We start from the raw sequence: 23,114 nt of genomic DNA on the forward strand, positions 1-23,114 counted from the left end.
CCCTCCTGATTTCAGCTCAAAGACACCTGCCTCAATAAGATAAAGCGAACGCCTGGTGATCCCTCGCGGTATCGGTTCTATACCATGCGTTCACCTCCGATGTAATTTCTTTACCGCCCAGTTCAAGCCAATCTTCTACAAATTGATCGAATTCTTCAATAGGGGATCCGTAAATAATATTCATAAATACTTCGAGCTGCAGATCCCGAAGGATGATCTGCCGATCTACCATCGTTTCCGTGATCCCACCAGTGAATTGATCATAAAGAAGCTGTCCATTCGCCTCGTAATCGTCTGCGATGCTAAACGCACCTTCTGGTCCATAGGTCTGCTTCCATCCCCACCCGCTCTTCAAGCCTTCTGATTCATAAGCATCAATTCGTTTGTGGATTGCAAGCGCTTCGTTCTCAAGAACAGAGAAGTCGCCTGTCATTCGTGCATCCCGAATATCTCTATATGCATCTAAATTTTTGGTTCCAGGGAAAGGAGTTACAGGTGACAGCATCCACACAGCACGAGAATCATCATTATAATACGTCTCATATTCCGCATTCTGTCCCCAGTTTTTGTCCAGGTGCAGATTCATCAGCTTAACAACAACTTCAGGATGAGCAAAGCCTTTTCTAACGGCAAAATAATTTCCTGTGTTGGAACGAAGCGGCACAACCTTGTTTCGACCTGCCTCGGCCACGATCGGGTATGCTTGCCAGTCTGCTTCCGGATCTTCTTCACGGGTAGACTGAACAACAAAAGGAGTCCACTGCTCCCCATAAAGCATACCAATTTTCCCCTGTTGAATAAGACGGTGTGCCTTGCTTCCATTTTTATACGCAAAGTCTGGATCGAGTTGACCCTCAAGGTACATCGTCTGTAACACTTTCAATGCCTTACGCACCTCAGGCTGGATGCCACCATAGATCAGGCCACCCTCCTGGTCTTTGATCCAAATATTCGGAAAAGCACCATAACCGGCCATAAATCCCGAAACGCCCATAACCGGGTCCCAAAGATAACTCGTTAATGCGAGTCCGTAAGTATCCCGTTTCCCATTACCGTCGGGGTCGCGTAATGTAAACGCTTCCGATATTTTCAATACGTCTTCTATTGTTTCAGGTGCTTGCAAGCCCAATTTATCCAGCCAATCAGTTCTGATCCACAAGTACTGTGCTGTTTCAATCGAAGATGAGGATTCCGGGATCGCCATCAGTTTGCCGTCAATGGTAGCTGCATCAAATGCTCCTTTACCTTCGGCCTCCAAAATTTTTTTCGTAAGTGGCGTGGCAAAATCACGATATATATCCGTCAAATCTTCAATTAAATTGGCATTGCTTAGTTGCCTTAGCTGATATGGATTGACTCTCACGACATCCGGGAAGCGCCCAGCAGCAAGAGAGACTCCAAGTTTTTGATTATAAACGTCACCCATTGCAATCCAGTCATACCTAATCTGAATACCAAGTTCCTGTTCATACAGACGTGTCCAGCGATTATCAACCAGTGTTTCACCTGGAAGTTGCTCGATCATCCGCTGCAGATCTTCTCCCGTTTCCCTGACAAAAGAAACCTGAATGGGCGGGGAATACGCTGCTGAAGACAAGGCCTGCTGATCTGTAGATGAGCTGTTGATATGTCCATAGTCCCCCTGTGTATGTCCAGCGGGTATACACACCGTTAGGAAGATAATAATGGTCCACCTTGTTTTGTACATCCATCTCTTATGCATGGTGACATGCCCCCAGTTTGATTGAATGAACATATCCTTTTTATTTTTCCAGAATTGTTATCATTGTACAACATTTGACCTGTCATGAGTACGAAAAAGCCGCCGGTGGGCGACTTTTATTTACAACTCTCAGCATGGATTTATGAAACGATGTGATATTCAAAATTCGAAAAGTCAGCCATGCCTCCAATCTCTTTTGTAGAGAACAGAAACAATCCAATTCTACAGCCCATGAAATGATCCAGCTTGTAGACCATTCTATGGGGAACGCCGAGGCTTCTCCATTCAGAGCCATCCCGATAGGCAAAGCGGCATTCATCTTGATTATCTACAAAATTGGCTGAGGCCTGCAGTGTCACTATCGGCCCTGTGACAGGTATTCGTGCATACTCGGTAGCAGGCTCCTGATCAATCAGATTACCAAATATGCTAGTGTCTTGACTCGCTCTTCCCTGCATGACAAGGTAATATTGGCCAGCTTCCTTGGTCAGTGCGATTAGGCCATAAGTGCCAATCAGGAAACATAACCCTGCGTAATCACCATCGTTCATGCCGCTGCCGTCCAGTGTTACCGAAGCTGAACAAGCCGGTCCCATCGCTCTTTGGGTGAGAGTGTTCACTGCAAATGTCAGGTTAGAAATAAGTTTACCTGTTCGAATTCGGTACACTCCCGGTTTTTCTGTCACGGACCACAGGTCATCATGGGGTGTATGATTCCACTGCCAGACGTCTTGTAATTGCACTTTGCCTTGAGCATCGAGCTTATATTCGAAACGGTCGCTTGCAACAAGCGGTTGATAACGATAGTCCGGTTTTGTACTGGCAATATGGATTTGTTTAGGTGCTTCTTTTGCAAATACGGGTATGCCTTCCTTGAAACTCATCGGTACAAGAACCGGTATCCGCCCTACAGCGCCATGATCCTGGAATAACATCGCGTACCAGCTACCATCTGGTGTATCCACGATGCCGCCCTGAGCCACTCCAGAATTAAAATATCCCATATCATCATTGAATACTTCTCCACCGACAAATGTGCCATCCAGCGTTTCTGCCCTGTAACAAGCTTGTGTTCTACGTCCTGCTGTCTTTGTCATGTGGATCAGGAATACGTAATAGATGCCTTCAATCTTGTATAAATGTGCACCTTCATACCCCAGATAGTGTGGTTGATGGTCTGTCACAATAACCCGATGCCTGCCCTCCGGCTTGGGACCGGAAAGATCGCTTTTTAATTCGGTTAAATGAATCTCTCGATTACCATGCACCAAATATACCCGTTCGTCATCATCAAAAAATAGAGAGCAGTCGTGATAGAATCCCTCTACAATCTGTTTAGTCCAAGGTCCTGTTATCGTCTCAGAAGTATACAGATACGTCTTGCGCGTGTCATTGGCTACAAAAATGACGTAAAACGTTCCTTGATGATAACGGAGTGAAGCAGCCCACATTCCTTTGCCATAGATCTGTTCACCGTTCTCCAGCCGCTGGGCAGGCGTATCATCCAATTTATCATACACATACGTAGCTGTTTCCCATTGGATCAAGTCATACGAACGCAGTATCACACATCCAGGCATCATATGCATAGTCGTACTCACCATGTAATACGTATCTTCTACCCGAATGACGTCCACATCCGGATAATCGGCCCATATAATCGGATTTGAATACATCTTTTAAAACACCTCTTTTGGGAGTTCTGCATTATATCTGTTCAGTCCTGCTCCATTTCTACATCAAAGGGATGAATCCCTCTACGATGTTAGGCCTCTTCAAACATCCAGTGGCTTAGAAGGATACACGAGTTTTGTGCTGATGGCTTGAGTACAAGGTAAAGGTCATGTTCAAGCCGAGCACCCGTTACTGAAGTTGTTGCCTCAATCCATTCCTGACCTTCCGCTAATGCCGGAATGTGCACCTTTCCGATTAAATCTCCATCTTCACGACCTAGTCGAAGTTCAAGTGTACACCCTGCGCCTTGACTACATAACGATGCAGTAAAGCTTGCCGCCCCTTTTTCCCCAAAATCCACACGTGAGATCGCAATCCAGCTTCCGCCGTGCATCAGACTGACTACTTCATTTTGTTCTGAAGACTCACCTTGTTCTACTTGCTCCGAACCCGAGCTTCTTAATTGACGTGTGTTTACGCCTGCGTTCCAGCCCATCGTTGAACCGTTAATTCTTTGGTACGGATTAAAAGATTTCAACTGTTCTACACCTGCGTAGTCTGCATGAATCGCTTTAATTCGTCCACTTGTCTCCTCATACTCTACGCGGTTCAAATGTGTAGAACGATATCCTTCCGGAATATCCATCGCCTGGCACAGTGTCTGCGCATGATAGGCAATATACCACTGATTCTCTAACGGGAAGATGGCATGATGATTGTTACCGCCAATACCAAAGAAGCTTCCCGGATTTTTAAGGATCGTTCCCTGATACGTCCACGGCCCCATAGGCTGCGCACTTGTCATGTATGCAATCTCTCCTGGCGGAGGGCTGTTCTCGTCGCGTTCCACCTGGAAGAAGTTGGAGCAATAAGTATAGTAGTAGATGTTGTCATACTTATGTATCCCAGAATTTTCAAACATAAAGGGAGCAGGTATGACTTTGGCCTTGCCCTCAACACTGACCATATCCTCACCCAGTCTCATCACTCGCGCCGTATCCGGTCTTTCAGGTTTCCCTTCAGGCACGCCACCACCAAAATAGAGATAAGCCTGATCATCGTCATCCACAAGCACGGCCGGATCAAATAACCAGGTCACATCTTCTACACCCGGTGTTTCTCTTGTCACCAGCGCTTTTCCGATCGGATCTGTCCAAGGCCCTATCGGTGTTGGAGCGCTCAAGACACCAATACCGCTAGCATTATTGGCAAAATACAAATAAAAACGATCCGCTCCGTCGAAGTTGCGATGCGCAGCTGCTGGAGCCCAGGCTTGAGAAGCCCATGTGGCTGCACCTTCAGGACCTGCTACCTTGATCTCCCCGTGATCTGTCCAATTGATCAAATCATCCGAAGAAATAACCGTAATTTTGTTGATCGACTGATAACTGTTTTTCTGAGGAACCTCATTTGTGTCATACTCCAGTTTATCACTGGTCATATACAGGTAGACCCGGTTATTAAACACCAGCGCATAAGGGTCTGCTCCGAATTTGTGAGACATTAAGGGATTAGCGTTAGGACGAAGCTTGCCAATCTCCTGTTGGATATTCTCCAAATGAACACTTAAACCATTGTTATCCTTTTGATCCTCAGCCTGTGGCATTGTTTCGTTATTCATCTCATTTCCTCCCGCAAATAGAGTTGATCTTTCCGTTATCTTCAAATCTACATGGATATCAGAACAATTTGGGCACAGCAAATAGAAAGCGTTTGCAAAACAAACGTTTTCATGATAATATAATTACATTTTAAGTGAAACTGAGTCCAATTTCATTGCGTTATTTGCTTGATTTATTGCGCGAAATGACAGGAGGTACCTCTACAATATGTCTTCTGAATATTTTTATGATCCGATCCAGCCAGAGCTTCTGTACCGCCACCCTCTAACAACCTACCAATATGAATCCAGTTATCACCGCCATAATGCGTATGAAATCTACCTGTTTCTACAAGGCCATGTGCATTTCTATATCAATCATCGTTGTTATCCCATGCAGCGTGGGGACTTGCTTGTCATTTCTCCTGAAGAGATGCATCGGACACTCATTCTCGATGAGACTGAATATGAACGTATCACGATCAATCTCAAGAAAACATATGTGTACCAACTATCTACGGTTATGACTAATCTACTATCCTGTTTTGACCACCGCCCTGACGGAAGTGGTAACATTATTCATCTGCAAGACGATCAGTTAAACCAACTGCTATATTGGACCCATCAGATTGAGGAATTCGCTGATTCTAATTTGTACGGTGCAGACGTGCAAACCAATGCAGCTATGGCACAGCTGCTCGTTCTGATCAATCAGTGGTTTCAGCATAATTCCTTTGTACCTCACGACATCATGCCTGAACTGGTACGCAAAACGATGGAATATATCGAGACACACATTACTCAAAATATTACACTTGGCAAACTGGCCGAAGAGTTCTATATGAATAGTACTTCCGTCAGCCGATTGTTCAAAAAACATACCGGACTTACGCTTCGTTCCTATATTCTGGGCCGGCGCATTGAATTAGCTAAACTACTTCTGACAGATGGAATGAGCATCACCGATGTTTGCTACCAGTCAGGATTTAGTGACTATGCGAATTTTATTCGCAGCTTTACCAAAATCGTTGGGATCTCACCGGGAAAATATATGAAGCACCGACAAGCCGAAGTTAGAATTGATTTGTTGCCAAAAACAGATTACCATTAAAAGCATTGTCATCATCAAAAGGAGATCAGAACATGTTTTTAAGAAAATGGTTGTACCCCCTGTTCATCCTGCTTTCCGCACTGGTGTTTGCAGGTTGTACCTCACAGATTATTACCGATTCCAGCTCTAACGCTGGTCAAGTCTCGAAGGAAATGGGATTTCAAGAGGTCGCCGATTACATTAAAGAGCACCACGAACTTCCACCCAACTACATTACCAAGAAAGAGGCTCGGGCGCTGGGCTGGGAACCAAGTGAAGGTAATCTGCAACAGGTGGCTCCAGGCAAGAGCATCGGCGGTGATATATTCCGAAATCGCGAAGGATTGCTTCCTAATAAAAAAGGCCGAATCTGGTATGAAGCGGATATCCATTACACGGGCGGAAGACGCGGAAGTGATCGGATATTGTATTCGAGTGACGGTTTAATCTATCAAACCACCGACCATTACAAGTCCTTTCAACAGATCAAATAATGGAGGAACACATGAATAACATTCAGATTGATGGTCGTCACCTTATTAATCGAGAAACATTACATCAGTTGTTGCAAGACAAACTTCAACTGGGCGAATACTACGGACATAATCTGGATGCCCTATGGGATGCTTTAACAGGTGAAGTCCATATGCCGCTGACTATTCACTGGATTTTTTTTGAATCCAGCAGAGAAATGCTCGGGGATTATGCAGATCAGGTGCTTGATTTGATGCGCGAAGCGGAGCAAGAGATTGACGGATTCACATTAGAGTTAGGGACATGACAAACAGGCAGCCCACGGGCTGCCTGTTTTATTATTCTCTTTTGCTGTTCGTCTTCTTCTCCGTGCCTTATTCTCTTCATAAACATTTACATTACGGCTGCACAACAAACGTTGTTACACTTTGAGCTGGCAAGTTTGCCGTGAAGCCGTTACCGGATATCTGCAATGCAGAGCCAGCCGTCAGATTACGTGTGCTGTCCGTTATCCAAGAGGATACAGCAGAGGCTGTTCCATTTTGCACGGTGAATCGCTGGTTTACACCTGATGTATTCTTGTTAATCGCCACAATAACAATCTTGTTGTTCTCTCCCTTGTATGCTGACACATACACTCCGTTTGCCGGATTTTTAGTTGCATCTACTCTGACATCACCCGGACGCACGAATTTGGAGTAATGAGCCATACTATAGCCTCGTTTACTTATCGTTCCATCCTCTTTGATCGGCCCATAATTTCTGCGGATATACCACCATACATACGTCTGAAAATTACCCTCGACCATCGCATTGTACATATGCTCTGCTACCCCGAGAGCTTCAGGCCAGCGATCTGCTGAATTGGTTTCACTGTTTGGATAGTACACTTCTGTCATCCAGAGCTCTTTCCCTGCTCCTTTTTGTTCAAATAACGGATAAGGAAAGTCGCTGTATTGTGTTCCATAGGTATGTGCACCGAGAATATCGAGATTCACAAGCGCTTGAGGATCATTTAGAAGTGGGTCCGACATGTTTTTCACATAAGAGAAGGATTCTGGAGCAATGACTCGATTGTTGATAGAGCCCGCATTTTCCTTCATAAAACGTAGCATCTCTTCCGGAGACCACCATGTCCAGTCATGCGCATAGTCCGGCTCGTTTTGTACGGAAATAGCGTACAAGTTAACGCCATTATTTTTCATAAATGTATCAAATTCATTCAGATATTGAGCGTAAGCTGCATACTTGTCGTACTTGAGACGTTTAGCCTGTGTAATCTGCGTATATGCAGTTACATTAATATTGTCGATGTTCGGTCCACCCGTCCCCGTAGTAACCAGCTTTAACGTACTTGTTCCATTCACCATCGGCACCTGAATTGATTTGTCTTTCCACGTGTTCCCACTGCCTGTAGCTTCAAATGGTACGTTACTGAGTGTTAATGTGCCGTTCACGTAAACGTCCAGATTACTCGTTCCTGATGGAAGTGAATATCGAATCTTAATATTTTTAGTGCCTGTGCTGCCAATTAGGATCGTATTCCACTGAACAGCCGAGCCACTCGCATTTTGGAATGCAACATAACCCGATCCCGTATAACCTGTAAAAGCACTGCCCGTCGCTGCACCAGTCAACGTTGTCGTGGATTCAGCTTCATACGTTGAACCACCGCCCGAAGTAGTGCCCAGGGTGACGAGTTCCGTCATATCACTAGGTGGATTCCAAGGAGATGCAAACACAATCGCTCCATGTTCAATGGCTTTTTTAGCTGTTTCCACTTCCCGTTGCCAGTTGTTCTTATTATCGTCAATCGGAATTCTTAGCACGGAGAAGCCTAGCTGGTTAGGTCCATTGCCAAAAGCGGTCTCCCGCTCAGTCGCAGTAAGATCACCAATCCAGCCGGAATGCGTCATGCCGCCAAAACCACGAATCACTTGTTTAGATGAAGTTACATTAATTACAGCATCGTTTGCCGCCATCACTTTGGAGGAAGCAGGTACATAAAACAAGGGCAGAGCTGTCATAGCTGCAAGCATTGTACAGAGTGATTTTTTGATCAAAGAATTCACGTTTGCTCATCTCCCATCAATTAAAATTCGAAGGCACATCCTTAACCCTTCACGCCTCCAATGGTCATACCTTGTACGAAATATTTCTGCAGGAACGGGTACACCATCAAGATTGGAACACTGGCTATAATGGTCATCGTTGCCCGAATGGAAGTTGGCGTCACAGCGACACCGGTATTCTCGGCAGATTGATACACATCACTTGCCGATGAAGTCGCCGCCGTTGTGGAGGTTTGAAGAATCTTCATCAGTTCATATTGGAGTGTACTTAACTCCTTGTTAGATGAGTTATAGAGAAAGACATCAAACCAGGAGTTCCATTGACCCACAGCCACAAAAAGAGAAACCGTTGCCATGGCCGGAATCGTTAACGGCAACACCACTCGAATAAACGTCGTGAATTCCCCGGCCCCGTCAATACGAGCCGACTCCAGAATGCCCTCAGGCAATCCTTCAATGAAGGAACGAATGACGATCATATTGAACACACCGATGACACCCGGAATGATATAGACCCAGAAAGAGCCAATCAGACCAAGATCACGAATCAACAGATATCCCGGAATCAATCCTCCGCTGAAATACATGGTGAAGACAAAAAACATCGTCACGAACTTGCGAAGTACAAATTCCTGCCGACTGAGTGTATAAGCAAGCATCGCTGTACAGAAAACGGAGACAATTGTTCCGATAATCGTACGAAGTGCCGAGATCAGCGTGGCATGATAAATGTCGGATTCTCCAAAGATATATTTGTAGTTATCCAGTGTCCACTCCCGAGGCCATAGATAGATACCTCCGCGTATGGCATCATTGGCATCATTCAAAGATACAGCAATCATATTAATGAATGGATAGATCGTAACGATCATCAAACAGAGCATAAAAGTAATATTAATAGCATCAAACGCCCGATCCCCGGCGCTGCTGTTACGCAAGCGGGATGATTTTGCTTTTGGCATGGCCTAGGCCTCCTCTTAGAATAGTCTGCTCTCTCCCATTTTTTTGGCGATGTAATTGGCGGTGAAGAGGAAGATGAAGCTGACCACAGTTTTGAAAATCCCTGCCGCTGTACCCAAGGAGAAGTTCCCCATTCCCAAACCATACTTCAAGACAAAGATATCCAGGTTCTCTGAATAGTCCATATTCATTCCGTTGCCCAGCAAATATTGAGGTTCAAATCCGGATTCCAGGATGCTACCCATATTCATGATGAGCAAAATAACGATAACCGGTTTCAAGCCTGGCAATGTAATGTATAACATACGTTTGAACCGACTGGCCCCATCGATCTCCGCCGCTTCGTACTGAGCCGGATCGATAGCTGTGATCGCTGCCAGATAGATGATTGTGTTCCAGCCGACATCCTTCCATACTTCGGTGGCTCCCAGTATTCCCCAGAAATACTCCCCTTTCCCCATCCACAACACCGGACTGTCGATCAGATGAAGCTTCATGAGAATCAGGTTAATGATTCCATCAGGAGAGAGTATTGTGAGCACAATACTTGAAGCAACAACCCAGGAAATGAAGTGAGGCAAATAGCTGACAGTCTGTACAAATCGTTTGAAAATGATATTTTTTAGTTCATTTAACAGGAGTGCAAGGGTAATCGCTGTTACAAATCCAAGAATCAGCTTGATCGAACTCATCACCAGCGTATTCCGCAACACCCGATAGAACGTATTGTCTTCAAACAGAGTTTGGAAATGTTTCATCCCTACCCAATTTTGATCTGCGAAGGCTCTTGCCGGTTTAAAGTTCTGGAAAGCCATCGTCCAGCCCCATAACGGCAAATATTTGAATACAAACGCCCATATCACAAAGGGAATACACATAAATGCCAAGCTTCGTTGTTGCAGCAGTCGTTTGTAAAAACTGGTTTCCCGATTCCCTTTGCGACGAGAATTCGGCGGGATCGATTGAAGAGTTACATTAGGTTCCTCCACGATGTAGATACTCCTTTCCCTATCTGTTATTCGTGCGCGAAGAGAGTATATACTCGGAAGCTAGTCCTCTCTTCTCTCCAGCGCACGTAACAGTTTATTTTATATAGTCTTGTTTAAATTACCATTTACCTGCCACTCGATTTTGAATGATTTCGGTCATCTTTTTCTCGTAACCTGCTTTATCCAGCTTGCTAAATTCGGCAATGTAGGCATTCCAGATATTATCGAAGTTGGACGGTGCGCTCAGAATCATCTCAGGTAAATATTTGCGCTGTACATCATCCGATTTGGTGGTGAAAATTTGTTCAGGCGAACCTTGTTCGAGTGCTATAGACCAAGCTGGAAACCATGGACGCTCTTCCGGCTTGTTGAACATTTCACTGAATGTTTTTACACCATAGGCATCGAGGAATTTTTTATCTCCATCGGTGTATGTTCCTGCAACAACTTCTGGCTGATTGCCTGGATTGAATGCGTTCCCATCAGACAAGGTAGATTCTCCGCCATAACGCGGCCAGTCATTGCTGAAATAAGTAAAGCCGAATTTACGGCCAAGCTCGACATCGTCATGAATTTTCCGCTGTTCATCGTTAGCATAATAGAAGCGTCCCTTTTCATCTACACTGTATGTCTGGTCCTTGATCCCCCACTGGATCAGGATCTGATTCTCTTCTTTTAGCAAATTATCAAAATACTTGATAATACGTTCCGGGTCTTTCGCTTTCACACTAATGCCGGTTGCATAGTTGTTTACAAAGCCAGGAGGATCAATGTATTGGTCCTTGATGCTTTTGTCGAAGACGATCGGAAGCGGTGCATAACGTTTCTCATCGATACCTGCTGCGAGCAGGTTTTTCGTTGCATCTCCTACCTGCCATGCGTAGTTAAAGTAACCGAGTACACGACCCGAAGTCAGTTTCGCAAGATACTGATCCTTGTTCATCGTGAAAGACTCCGGATCAAGCAGGCCTTTTGCATTAATTTCATTCAACTTCTTAATCCACTTTTTCTGTTCTTCCGTACCCGAAACGGTCCTTGCTACATGGGTTTTCATATCCACCATAACGCCGCCGTCATTAGGATATCCTGCAAGGTGCATCGCTGGATTCTGCAGGGTGAAAAAGTTATTAGCTACGCCAGCAAGTGATACAAAACCGATGGTTTCAGCCCCATCAACCGTTGGATGTTTTTCCTTGTAATCCTCAATCAGGTCAAAATATTCATCCAGCGTTGTAATTTTAGGATAATTAAATTCCTTCAATACAGAACGTTGAATCCAGAAAGCTCCTCCACCAATGTTAGGGCTACCCGAATATTCACCTTGGTTGGCTGTATATGGCAACGCGTAAATTTTACCGTCTTCCGGACTTCTCATTTTGTCAAAGTACGGACCATACACTTTTTTAATATTCGGACCATATTTTTCAATCAGATCATCGAGCGGTATGTAAGCACCAGCATCTAACAACTTGGACATCTCTCCGCTTGAGGCGATGACATCGGGATAGTCTCCAGACGCAATCATAACGCCGGCTTTGGTCGCGCTGTCACCAACCAGATATTCCAATTTAAAGTCTACGCCCGTCTGCTTCTGCAACTCTTTACCAATCGTGGTTTCACTCGCCAAAGTATCTTTCTTACCTGAAGAAAACATGTAATACGAGAACGTAACCGGGCTATTATCATCTTCTTTTGCTGTAGATGAAGACCCTGGAGAGGTGTTTCCTGAAGAGCATCCAGCCAAAAGAGATGCCAGTATTACAGCTAATCCTGTCGTTTTCAAAAGCGGTTTTAACATGTGTTTTGTTCCCCCTTTTTAGTTGAACGGTTTCTGTAAGCATTCTCAATATATCAAGATAACGCTTTCATAGTTACCCATGAAACTGTACATTGTTCTTCAAAAAGTATATCGCGCCATCATTTTCCTTGAGATATCTCTTCATCCAGCGGGAGCCTGATTCGAATGTTCGTGCCTTTGTTTTCTTCGGATTGAATGGAAAAAGAGAATCGATCTCCGTAACTGAGTTTCAACCGGCTATAGGCATTTTTCATGCCAACATGCTCGCCTATATCCATATTTTGCTCCAGATACCCTAGCAATTCTTCCAATCGAACTGCAGACATGCCAATACCGTTATCCTCCAGCTGAATACAAAGCTCCTGTCCTTCCAATGTAACGAACAACCGGATCATCCCCTCACCTGGTGTAGATTCAATGCCATGAATACTGGCGTTTTCTACAAATGGCAAGATGACCATTTTCGGAATGCGATACGTCAAAGCAGCCGGGTCTGCCTCGATGTGAACCTGTAACTTTTCACCAAAGCGATATTTCTGGATTTGCAAAAAGCTGTCGATTAACTCCAGTTCTTCCTTCACAGTCACTTCATGCTGGTTCCAGCTAATGGACTTTCGGAACATTTTCGCCATATGATGCACGACCTTGGCGGTCTCTTTCTCCCCTTTAATCAGGCTTCTCATCCGTACAGATTCAAGTGTGTTAAACAGGAAATGCGGATTAATCTGACTATGTAATGCATGCAACTGAGCCTGTTGCTGTTTCAGCTCCAGGTCTTTTTTCTGAATGTCTGCAAGGTATACTTCATCAATCAGGTTCCGAATCGTCTCCGTCATCCGGTTAAATTCAGTTGTCAACTGACCAATTTCGTCCCTTGCGTCTTCGGGAGGAATGGTCTGAAAATTTTGCGTTTTTACTTTTTTCATGTGTTTGAGAATGCGTACCAATCTGACATGAATGGATCGGGACATCGCCGCGATAATAATCGTAGGCAACACAAAATTAATACATGCCAGCCAGACGACGAAGGATCTTGATTTACGGACCTCCTGCAACACGATTTCCTCATCCATCACGCCTTGCAAAGACCATCCTTCCAGATAGTTAATCCCAGAATAGACACGATCAAACCGAATCGTTTTGTTGGGAAACTCGATCTCGCTGTAATTCTCTCCGATCGGAGTATCCTCAGATTTTGCATCATTCGAAAAACGGATGTGGCCTCCCGGATCAACCAAATATACTTTGCCATCAAAACCGCTGTTGCGGAACTGTTCTTTGAGCAGATCCATATTAAAGTCTATTTTGAGTAACTGTTCGATTCCGCCCGTGTCCACATTGTTTAACCGTTGAACGAGGCTCAACATCTGATCGGCTGCAATCAAAGTAGGATAAGGCACCACATTATCCTGTATCTGTTTATACCAGTGGGAGGTACGAACGGCTTCGGTTAAATGTTCAATGTAACCTGAGGACAAAATCGTTGGATTATCGGTATACACCTGGTACCAGCGAATCCCCTGACTCAGTTGACCGGAAAACTCTCCTCTGAGATATGAGTTATATGCCCGAATGTAATCCGCGTTACTTTCGAACGGACGGGATAACGTCTCATTAAATACGGGATCGGCATACATTGAATAAGACAAGCCTACCCCCTGATCAATGGTCACTCGCAGCTCATTTTTCAGATTGTTTAAAGCAACGCCGGCATCACGAGTTTTCTGGCTACGGATATTAGCGGTGGTCACTTGATAAAACACGACATTGGTCACTACAATCGGAATGAACACCGATAACACGTACATCAGCAGCAGTTTGTCCCGAAGCTTCATGTAATTCAGGTTCCACCTTTTCATTGGGCACCCCGCTGTCCATCCTCTTTCAGAAGATTACGGTAGGCTGTTGGAGTCATATTAACGATTTTCTCAAATTGAGTCACAAAATAATCCGCATTCTGAAATCCGATTCGAGCAGCTACCTCATACATCCGCAGATCCGTCTGACGGAGCAACTTCTGTGCCTCCTGAATGCGGAGATTGAGCAGATATTCATTGAAATACTGATTGTAACTTTTACGAAAGAGCCTACCAAGGTAGACCGGATTCATATAAAACCGGGCCGCAATACTTTTGAGACTGATATTCTCCGTGTAATGGGAATCAATATATCGTTTGATCTTGTTGATATCTCCTTTGGACTGTTCCGTACGCAGCTGCGCAATATATTCTTCAGCTTCCTCCAGTGCATTCAAGAAAGCTTCTTTCAAGAGGCGCAAATTCCACCCATCCTGACCATGCTCGGCTAACAACCTGAGTTTCGGCAATCCTGCATCCGTACCTCCCATTTCATGCACAACAGCGAGTATGCCCGTAATGCAGCGCAACAGAGAACCTGTAACGGCCTGAGGAGAAAACCGCCGGGAATGAAACATATTGAACATATCGTGCACAATGGCATGACATGCCACGCGATTTCGCTCTTCCAGACTCAGGATTAACGGGTCAACCTCTTCTTGATTTAGATTGAATACGTATAACGGTTTGTCCTTCACTTCTGTATAACGCACGACACTTCCAGCTTCTGCAAATTTATGTTTGGATGCTTCCTCTGCTTCGGCATAAGACCGCGGCGCTTCGAGCATGTTTTTTACGACTGTACCCGCATAAAGTCCTACATCTGCACCCAGCTGCTCACTCAATATTTTTTGAGCAGATTGAATTTTATCTTCCGGTTGCCGCTGCGCATATGGTTCTTTCCATAGAAAAATCAACGCTAATCTGCCCAGTTGCTCCTCAATGACATATAGATCGAAGTCAGCGTCTGCCAAAGCATGAAGAAGATTACTAACCTGATGAAGTGTAACTTTTTTATTCTCCGAGCCTGTCTGTAGTTCAAACAGCACAATCATCAATGACGTCTGACGGGTGATACCTAACATTTCCGCATACCGGATTTCATCTTCTTCCCGAATCTGACCTTTGATCATGTCTTTAAGCATAATGCGGCTGGCCTGATCTTCTGCCAAAAACACGTGTTTACGCCTGCTTCGAATCAGGTTAGACGCCTTCTGTAGCGTTGCTGTCATTTCTTCATCATCAATCGGCTTGAGGATGTAATCCTGAACACCGTATCGTATCGCTTGCTGTGCATACTTGAAATCATGGTAACCGCTAATGATGATAAACACGGGCTCCAGCGTGGGTGACTTTTCTACAGCACGGATTAGCTCCAATCCATCCAGAATAGGCATTCGGATATCCGTAATAATTACATCGGGCTGCAGACACTCCGCCTTTTCCAGCGCTTCCAGTCCATTCTCTGCTTCTCCTGCAATCTCCATGCCGAGACTGTGCCAATCAATCAGTTCATGCATTCCTTTACGGATGTACATCTCATCGTCGACGAGCAATACTTTTAACATCTAAACTTCCCCTTTCCTTCATACGAAAAATAAATCACCTACCGCTAATCAACAAAAAAAACGGTATGCTCTAATTATAGTTAGAAACCGTTTACATTTCTGCAGCAATTTGAACAATTGTTTTCATTCTATAGTTTGCGGTTAGCAAATTCATTGCATGAATCGTCAAATTTATTGCGCGAAACATAGCAAGCAGTTTAGAAAAAAAAGAAAAGCGAAACGAACCGAGTCTGAACCCGGACGTTACGCTCTAGAAATTAATGGAGAACTCTACTATATAAGTTGAATTAAAGATTTTACACTGTGCACTCCGATAACAGAATAACCTTCCAATCACTGTTATCCCCAGATTTTTTGATTCCCTTTCCCAAAAGGAAAAATCCGGTGATAAAGGCGAACACTTCGCTTTTCCAGTTTTTTCTGTCCTCTCCGTTCAAGTGTAAAAGAGTAGTTCAACTTATGTAGATTCCTTCGTGTTGTACCGTTATTAATGGGGCTGTCTCAAAAGCCTTTAAAAAAGAACATCGGTGAAGAGAAGGAACATCGATACGTCCAAACGAGACCAAGCAGAGGTTCATCCTGATTGGTCTCGTTTACGTTTTTCCGCCATTGTCGCTTTTTTGAGCAGATTATGGGCAAGGCAAAGCCACCCGACCTCCAGGCTTACTTTTTGCAAGCCGCGAAGCAGGAATCTTCGGAATCCCCGATTGTTTTTCATTTGTCCAAACACACTTTCAGGCTCGATCATGCGCCGAACGGAAAGACGATATCCTTCCTCGCTGCGCAGGCGTTCTCGCATCTCGTTTTTTTGCCGCAGGTAGGTCAGGCTTATGGCAATTTCCCGATCTCCTTGGGCCCTGGTGCATATCGATTTCATGGGGCACTGGCTACAATCTTCGCTCAGGTAATGACGGGTGCGAATCGGGTAGCCGCTCTCTGTCACTGTCTGACGTTCCACGCGAAAATGTAATGTTTGTCCAGCCGCACAGGTCCACGTATCTGACGTTTCGTTGTAACTCCAGTTGTCTACTTTACCCATAGCTCGCTGAAAAGTCCTTGTTTTTTCCTTATGGTATGTCCCGTACTTCACGATACCCTGAATGTTTTTTTCCTCCAGATAACTGTAATTTTCCTCACTACCATACCCCGCATCGGCAATGACGGTCTTGGGTTTCTGGCCTAGCATTTTTTCCAGATGATCCAGATGGGGCTTCAGACATTTGGTATCCGTAGGCCGCTGGTGGACGCTGTAGCCTAAAACAAACTGATTTTCTGTTCCGATCTGTACATTGTATCCAGGCTTCAATTGACCATTTCGCATGTGATCTTCTTTCATTCGCATAAACGTCGCATCCGAGTCGGTTTTGCTGTAGCTGTTTCGCTCGCCAACAGTTTGAAGCTGATGCTCATATTTTTGCAACCGGGGCAGCAAGTCCTTCCGCAACTGGCGCACCGCTTTTTTGAGGGTTTTGTCCTTGGGTTTTTCGCTGAGTTTTTCTTCTAAGTGCTTCACGGCTTGCTCCAGCTTTTCCGCCGTGAGCGCCGAGGTTTCACCAAGTTCAGGCAGGTCGGCCCCGGTATGGACGGCATCCTCTTCGTTTTCTGCCTCTTCGATGGCTTGAAACAAGGTATGTACTTTTTCTTGCAGCTTGGCCTGGTGCTTGACGACGGCTTTTTTCCACACAAAGGTATAGCGATTCGCATTCGCTTCGAGCTTGGTTCCGTCCAAAAAATAGTGATCCAAGGATACGTATTGCTCCTGAACCAACAGCTCCAGCACATGGGCAAACACGGTTTCGAGCACTGCTTTCATCCGCTCGGAACGAAAGCGATTGATGGTACGGAAATCTGGTTTTTGGCGTGCGGCGAGCCACATGAACATGATATTTTCGCGAACTGCCTTGGCGATTTGCCGGGAAGAATAGATGCGCTGGGTGTAGGCGTAGATGATGATTTTAGTGAGCATTTTGGGATGATAGCTGTGGCGGCCACCACCAGGATATGCGGCGTTGAAAATGGAGTCGCTCAGGCGGTTAACTGCGTCATTCACGACACGCACAAGATGATTTTCGGGGATATCTGTCTCCAAATCCATTGGCAAGAACAGTTGATCCATGGTATATTGAATGTACAAAAGAAGCCCTCCTTAAAGTGGTTGCTCGACACTTCCATTTTACCAAGGAAAGGCTTCTTTTTGTTGTGTAAATTTGAAAACTGGGGCTATCCCGAGTCTTTTTATGACTTATGGGACAGCCCCATTAAATTGAAATAAATTAATATTCAACCTTAATATTATTTGTTAGAATGATTCTGACAAAATAATAGGAGGTTTAGCATGTTGAAATATTTGAAGAAAATTCTACCTGTGCTATTAGTATTAGTGCTCTTGTCCCCTGCACTACTCTATTGCTCAGACCATGTGGATGCAAAGAAATATGTAAAAGGATACTACCGTAAAGACGGAACTTATGTAAGTGGTTATTGGCGTGGAGGCGGTTCTTCGAGTTCGAGTTCAAGTTACTCTACAAGTCCAGGAAGAAATACAGAGCCAGTTACAGGTACTAGTTTTAATCAAATGTTGATAGTTAATCTTTACAAAGGTACTACATATGAAAGAAGTATATCGACTGGTAATTTAGTTTTTGTTCAAGGATATTATCGCAAAGATGGAACTTATGTAAGACCACATTACAGAACTACCCCAAATGATTTCCTTGCAGATAATTTTAGTTATCTTGGTCTCTCTACTTTGGAACCTCTACAAAAACCTTTCATAAACAATAGCGATTTCCAATACAATGTTACCCCAACGATTAGTCTGATTGAAAAGTATCTTGGATATCAAACTGTGAATCAAACTCTTACGTCCGATCAACTGAACAATCTCAAAGACTATGCAATTCACTTAAACTATTATGATGAAGGTAGAGAAGATAGAGATAGTATTATAAATCACGGCATATTTTATTACCAGAGCATGGGGATAAGTCCTGAACTGGGCAAAGGACTTGCAACCTTCAATATTGAAGGTAGTTATGACCCACAATCTTACATTAGTCAAATTTTAATTTCGAATGGCATCTACAACTTAAACAATGATGATATCTATCTTATAAATGCCTATAATCTAGCCCTTACTGGAGGAAAACAGGCAATTAATCAGAGTTTTTACATTGACAAGGCACTGAATATTGGAAAATTCTTTTACACAAAGTTAGGACTTTCCAATCCGGTAGAACAAGTTGAAATGGATATGCTACAAGATTTCAGTTCATTACAGAAAAATTCTAATCTAATCAGTACTATTAAAAACTTAAACACCAATTACATTGGGAAATACAGTACTAACATGAATGATACTCAGAAATATCTTGTTAATGTTATTCCGACAGAGTTAAAAATAAATATTGGAAAATTTGAATCCATCGTTTATTCTGTTTCCCTCAGTTCTTTTAGTGAAACATCATTTTCTTATGATCTGAATAAAGGAATTGAATATTACACTAAAGCCAAATTCGATAATGAACAGATAATAAAACAAATTACTCAAGATATTATATTATTTTTTCACAGATAATTCTTAAGAGAGCTAACTAAAAGGAGAACTTCATTTGCTTGCTTTATAGCTAGACTATCAAGAGTGTACTTCAAGAGAATCCTTCCTGAGTCAACTAGAATACGGACTGGCGCTGGTGAATACCAGCGCCAGTTTTTCTGATTAAGTCGCTTCATTTTTTATGATTTGAGCTAAATCTCTGTCTTATTGTTTAATAACGTTCCTTTTGCCAAACTGAATGTCACCATGCACTCTTTCCTTGTAGAATAATTCGCTCATGCTCACTCTTGAATTCCAGTTCCATATGTTGATCCAGATAAGAAACGTTGACTTTACTTGCTTCACTTGCACGTATGTTGGCCTGAATCAGTTGCCCTGCCGACCATTCCATATCTACCTCAAATCCGCCGCGCGCCCGCAGCCCGCGAACGGAACCTTTCGGCCATGCCTTTGGTAATGCGGGAAGCAAACGAATCTCGCCGCCGTGACTCTGGAGCAACATTTCGGCAATACCTGCGGTACCCCCAAAGTTGCCATCGATCTGAAACGGAGGATGATCGCAGAACATATTCGGTAATGTTGATGAGCGCAACAGCTCTACAACATTATCATGTGCGAGTTCGGCTTGTTCCAGTCTGGCCCACATATTTAGAATCCAGGCTCGGCTCCAGCCCGTATGCCCCCCACCATGCTGAAGTCTGCGATCAAGCGTAATACGAGCTGCCTCTGCCAGATCAGGAGTCGTTTGCGGGGTAATCTGTGATCCCGGATGAAGCGCAAACAAGTGTGATATGTGTCTATGACCTGGCTCAAGCTCCTCATAGTCCTTGCTCCACTCTTGAATCTGTCCGTATTTTCCCACAGTGATGTCTGGAATGCGAGCTAGTGCTGCACGCAGCTGTGATGCGAATGTCTGATCCTGTTGCAGGATGTGTGCACTTTTGATACACCGTGTAAACAACTCGCGAATAATCTGGTTATCCATCGATGCTCCATAACAGAGCGCACCGGACTCCCCGTTATCCAATATGTAAATATTCTCTGGTGAGGAAGAAGGACAAATGGCGAGGTTCCCCTCGGGGTCTTCCACAAGAAAATCCAGAATAAACAACGCTGCCTCTTTCATTGTTTCGTATATTTTTTTCAAAAAGTTCTTGTCTCTGCCGTATTCATAGTGATCCCACAGATGCAGGGACAACCACGCGCCTCCCATCGTCCAGAAGGTGGACGTCAAACAGACATCCTGAGGAGCAGAATCTGCCCATATATCTGAATTATGATGGGCCACAAATCCTCTACACCCATACATCTTGCTGGCCGTTTCCCGCCCTCGTACTTGTAATCGCTCAATAAAATCAAATAACGGGATGTGACACTCCGGCAGATTACAGCTCTCCGCAGGCCAATAGTTCATCTCTGTATTGATATTAATGGTGTATTTACTGTCCCATACCGGAAGCATATCTTTGTTCCATATGCCCTGGAGATTGGCAGGTAACGAACCGGGGCGGCTACTGGAGATCAGCAGATATCGTCCAAACTGGAAATACAGACTGACCAGTTCAGGATCATGTTGACCAGCTTTAAGTCGCGCGAGCCGCTGATTCATCGGCAGATGCATATAACTTGTATCTGCGTGTTCACCCTCCAGATGTAAGTCCATTCGTTTGAAAAGCGCCTGATAGTCCGTTATATGGTCGTGAAGCAACTGTTCATAGGACTTGGCAGAAGCCGCATCTATTCTTCGTAAACATTCCGCTTCCAGCTCTTCCTTAGCATAACGAAAATCGGTGCATGCTGCTATTAGCACGGTGGCCGAATCAGCGTTTAACAGTGATATTTGACCACTCGAATACTGAAGCTCACCTGCTTCATGCATAACCCGAATTGCACAGCAAAAGCGGATTCCCCCTTCTCCTCCGCTTCTGCCCCGGATGATCATATCGCCATTGCTGCTCTGTTCGATTCGATCGATCAAAGATTGAAACCCGACCGGATGTCTTAGCGCTCCCGCTAACGGCGACCATTGTAACACGGAACCTCTGCCAAACAACACCGAGAATGACAATTCGCCTGGAACGCTGCTAGACAGATGAACAGCCATCATTTGATCAGGATAACTTGAAAAATATTCTCGCTTGTATGTTGTCCTTCCAGATGTATACCGCACGCCAACCGTTCCATGTTCCAGATCAAGATATCTCTCATACTCTTCCGTCTCTTCATCTGCATGATGCATAGCAACATAGAAATCACCAAGCGGCTCGTAATGACGTTGCCCATCAGGCACCCCAACCAGAGAAGTAAGTGCAAGCTCCTCTGCCTGCCGAATCTGTCCACGAAACAGAAGTTCCCTTATGTTATCCAGCGATTGAAGTGCCTGCGAATTGTTCCGCTCCATCGGTCCGCCGTACCACAGGCTATCTTCATTTAACTGCACTCTCTCCAGATGTGTTCTTCCAAAAACCATACCTCCGAGGGTTCCGTTTCCAATCGGAAATGCCTCTTCCCACTGCTCCGCAGCGTGATCAAACCAAATTGATCTTGAATTCATCCTGCACCTCCAATGAGAAATACTTTCAGTTCGCTGCTACAACCGCAACATGATGAACAGCAAAGAATATAACCAACAGAATGGGCCATACGTTAAGTTTAACCTGTTTACCAGTTTGGCTAAATGAAGAAAACTAACTTAAAACTTCACAATGTTAACGCGATTTGCTAGATTGTTCTTCCGCTTCGAGAACGCTTGCATTCTTCTTCATTAAATGCTAGGATAATACCATTTTATGTCCGAATCTACCTCATGAGACATTCCAAGCATTATCAAAGAACAGGAGGATACCCCATCATGGATATTGCAACAGGAACGTACGGTTTTCGATTTGCCGAAGATCGTGAACTGAATCTGTGCAAATTGTATGCAACCGGGTGCGACGTCATCAATGATTCGTCATATTACTGGGATGGGCTGGAGCGCACCGATGGCCCTCTCCTTTTATTTCAATACACCCTTTCAGGAGAAGGCATATATGAAAGTAAGGATCGTACATATCGTGTTGCCTCTGGACAGGCTTTTCTGGCAGAGATCCCGAGTCTCCATCGATATTATTATCCTCCGGATGCTACTGAACCGTGGCACTTCATTTTCCTGTTATTCCGGCCCGATCTCATTCTGCCTCATTGGCAAAAGTTTGTGCGAGAAGCAAGCGAGGTTGTTTCTCTTCCCTTAGACGCTGCCCCCGTTCGCCTGCTGCGAATGATTGTAACGGATGCTGCTGCTGGACGAATTGCAGATCCGTTAATAGCAGCCTCCAGTGTGTATCAGTTCATGACAGAGCTTGTGCGTTTACAGACGACAACACAGCATAATCGCGAGAACTGGTCTGAACCTATTCGTCAATCGGCAGCATACCTCGAGAACAATTACGCCCATATGATCAGCATGGATCAGCTTGCAGAGCATGTCTCTCTGTCCAAATATCACTTCATTCGCAGATTCTCGGCTAGTACGGGTCTCACTCCAGGTGCTTATCTTGCTCGAGTACGGATCGAGAAAGCGATGGAATTGCTGCGTGGAACGACACGAAGCATTGAACAGATTGCAGCGCAGGTTGGATACTCCAGTGGCAGTTATTTTATTAAAGCTTTTCGCAGCTTAACCGGCCTTACTCCGGGAGAGTTCCGTAGCGGCGGCGAGAGCCTCGTGTATCGCAGATTGTTCTTTGATTAACCGCAATATATTGCTATCGAA

At 44.5% G+C, this 23,114-nt stretch carries 15 protein-coding genes and 2 pseudogenes; 5 read left to right on the forward strand and 12 right to left on the reverse strand.

The window, feature by feature from the left end; translation table 11 throughout:
• Positions 1 to 31: 31 nt before the first annotated feature.
• The 3 genes from ACR8BL_RS02710 to ACR8BL_RS02720 all read right to left on the reverse strand — a co-directional run bounded on the left by ACR8BL_RS02710 (position 32) and on the right by ACR8BL_RS02720 (position 5,018).
• Positions 32 to 1,723: an extracellular solute-binding protein gene (locus ACR8BL_RS02710; protein ID WP_434751185.1), complete on the reverse strand. Its 1,692-nt coding sequence runs from the start codon at positions 1,721 to 1,723 to the stop codon at positions 32 to 34.
• A 140-nt stretch (positions 1,724 to 1,863) separates the two neighbouring features.
• On the reverse strand, positions 1,864 to 3,399 hold the full coding sequence (locus ACR8BL_RS02715) for a glycoside hydrolase family 43 protein (RefSeq protein WP_434751186.1): 1,536 nt from the start codon (positions 3,397 to 3,399) through the stop codon (positions 1,864 to 1,866).
• An 89-nt stretch (positions 3,400 to 3,488) separates the two neighbouring features.
• Entirely contained in the window at positions 3,489 to 5,018 is a 1,530-nt protein-coding gene (locus ACR8BL_RS02720) for a glycoside hydrolase family 43 protein (RefSeq protein WP_434751187.1), read from the reverse strand.
• A gap of 208 nt (positions 5,019 to 5,226) precedes the next feature.
• Between ACR8BL_RS02720 and ACR8BL_RS02725 the strand changes: the two genes are divergently transcribed.
• From ACR8BL_RS02725 to ACR8BL_RS02735, 3 genes are read left to right on the forward strand one after another with little or no spacing between them, the layout of a single operon-like run.
• On the forward strand, positions 5,227 to 6,108 hold the full coding sequence (locus ACR8BL_RS02725) for a helix-turn-helix domain-containing protein (protein ID WP_434751188.1): 882 nt from the start codon (positions 5,227 to 5,229) through the stop codon (positions 6,106 to 6,108).
• Between the two features lie 32 nt (positions 6,109 to 6,140).
• Entirely contained in the window at positions 6,141 to 6,581 is a 441-nt protein-coding gene (locus tag ACR8BL_RS02730) for a ribonuclease domain-containing protein (protein WP_434751189.1), read from the forward strand.
• Positions 6,582 to 6,592: 11 nt separating this feature from the next.
• Positions 6,593 to 6,868, forward strand: a complete 276-nt coding sequence (locus tag ACR8BL_RS02735) for a barstar family protein (RefSeq protein WP_434751190.1) — start codon at positions 6,593 to 6,595, stop codon at positions 6,866 to 6,868.
• A 91-nt stretch (positions 6,869 to 6,959) separates the two neighbouring features.
• Here ACR8BL_RS02735 and ACR8BL_RS02740 read toward each other — a convergent pair.
• From ACR8BL_RS02740 to ACR8BL_RS02775, 8 genes and pseudogenes are all read right to left on the reverse strand, one after another.
• Positions 6,960 to 7,838: pseudogene (locus ACR8BL_RS02740) on the reverse strand (glycoside hydrolase family 30 beta sandwich domain-containing protein); the annotation flags it as partial.
• Between the two features lie 30 nt (positions 7,839 to 7,868).
• Positions 7,869 to 8,600: pseudogene (locus tag ACR8BL_RS02745) on the reverse strand (carbohydrate-binding protein); the annotation flags it as partial.
• Between the two features lie 74 nt (positions 8,601 to 8,674).
• A complete protein-coding gene (locus tag ACR8BL_RS02750; protein ID WP_434751191.1) occupies positions 8,675 to 9,595 on the reverse strand; it encodes a carbohydrate ABC transporter permease in 921 nt (306 codons plus the stop codon).
• A 15-nt stretch (positions 9,596 to 9,610) separates the two neighbouring features.
• A complete protein-coding gene (locus ACR8BL_RS02755; RefSeq protein ID WP_434751192.1) occupies positions 9,611 to 10,582 on the reverse strand; it encodes an ABC transporter permease in 972 nt (323 codons plus the stop codon).
• A gap of 118 nt (positions 10,583 to 10,700) precedes the next feature.
• Complete coding sequence (locus ACR8BL_RS02760; RefSeq protein WP_434751193.1) at positions 10,701 to 12,380, reverse strand: ABC transporter substrate-binding protein; 1,680 nt, start codon at positions 12,378 to 12,380, stop codon at positions 10,701 to 10,703.
• 119 nt (positions 12,381 to 12,499) lie between these two features.
• The gene (locus ACR8BL_RS02765) at positions 12,500 to 14,239 is read right to left on the reverse strand and encodes a sensor histidine kinase (RefSeq protein ID WP_434751194.1); all 1,740 of its coding nucleotides are present in this window, start codon (positions 14,237 to 14,239) and stop codon (positions 12,500 to 12,502) included.
• The gene (locus ACR8BL_RS02770) at positions 14,236 to 15,804 is read right to left on the reverse strand and encodes a response regulator (protein WP_434751195.1); all 1,569 of its coding nucleotides are present in this window, start codon (positions 15,802 to 15,804) and stop codon (positions 14,236 to 14,238) included. The genes ACR8BL_RS02765 and ACR8BL_RS02770 overlap by 4 nt, the downstream gene beginning before the upstream one ends.
• 574 nt (positions 15,805 to 16,378) lie before the next feature.
• Positions 16,379 to 17,938, reverse strand: a complete 1,560-nt coding sequence (locus ACR8BL_RS02775) for an IS1182 family transposase (protein ID WP_434751196.1) — start codon at positions 17,936 to 17,938, stop codon at positions 16,379 to 16,381.
• Between the two features lie 201 nt (positions 17,939 to 18,139).
• Between ACR8BL_RS02775 and ACR8BL_RS02780 the strand changes: the two genes are divergently transcribed.
• Complete coding sequence (locus tag ACR8BL_RS02780; RefSeq protein ID WP_434751197.1) at positions 18,140 to 19,381, forward strand: hypothetical protein; 1,242 nt, start codon at positions 18,140 to 18,142, stop codon at positions 19,379 to 19,381.
• Positions 19,382 to 19,601: 220 nt separating this feature from the next.
• Here ACR8BL_RS02780 and ACR8BL_RS02785 read toward each other — a convergent pair whose 3' ends face one another.
• Complete coding sequence (locus tag ACR8BL_RS02785; protein ID WP_434751198.1) at positions 19,602 to 21,914, reverse strand: glycoside hydrolase family 95 protein; 2,313 nt, start codon at positions 21,912 to 21,914, stop codon at positions 19,602 to 19,604.
• 297 nt (positions 21,915 to 22,211) lie between these two features.
• Here ACR8BL_RS02785 and ACR8BL_RS02790 point away from each other — a divergent pair, with 297 nt between their 5' ends.
• On the forward strand, positions 22,212 to 23,093 hold the full coding sequence (locus ACR8BL_RS02790) for a helix-turn-helix domain-containing protein (protein ID WP_434751199.1): 882 nt from the start codon (positions 22,212 to 22,214) through the stop codon (positions 23,091 to 23,093).
• Positions 23,094 to 23,114: the final 21 nt, after the last annotated feature.

This window comes from Paenibacillus amylolyticus, assembly GCF_051136285.1.
Lineage (GTDB): Bacteria > Bacillota > Bacilli > Paenibacillales > Paenibacillaceae > Paenibacillus > Paenibacillus amylolyticus_F.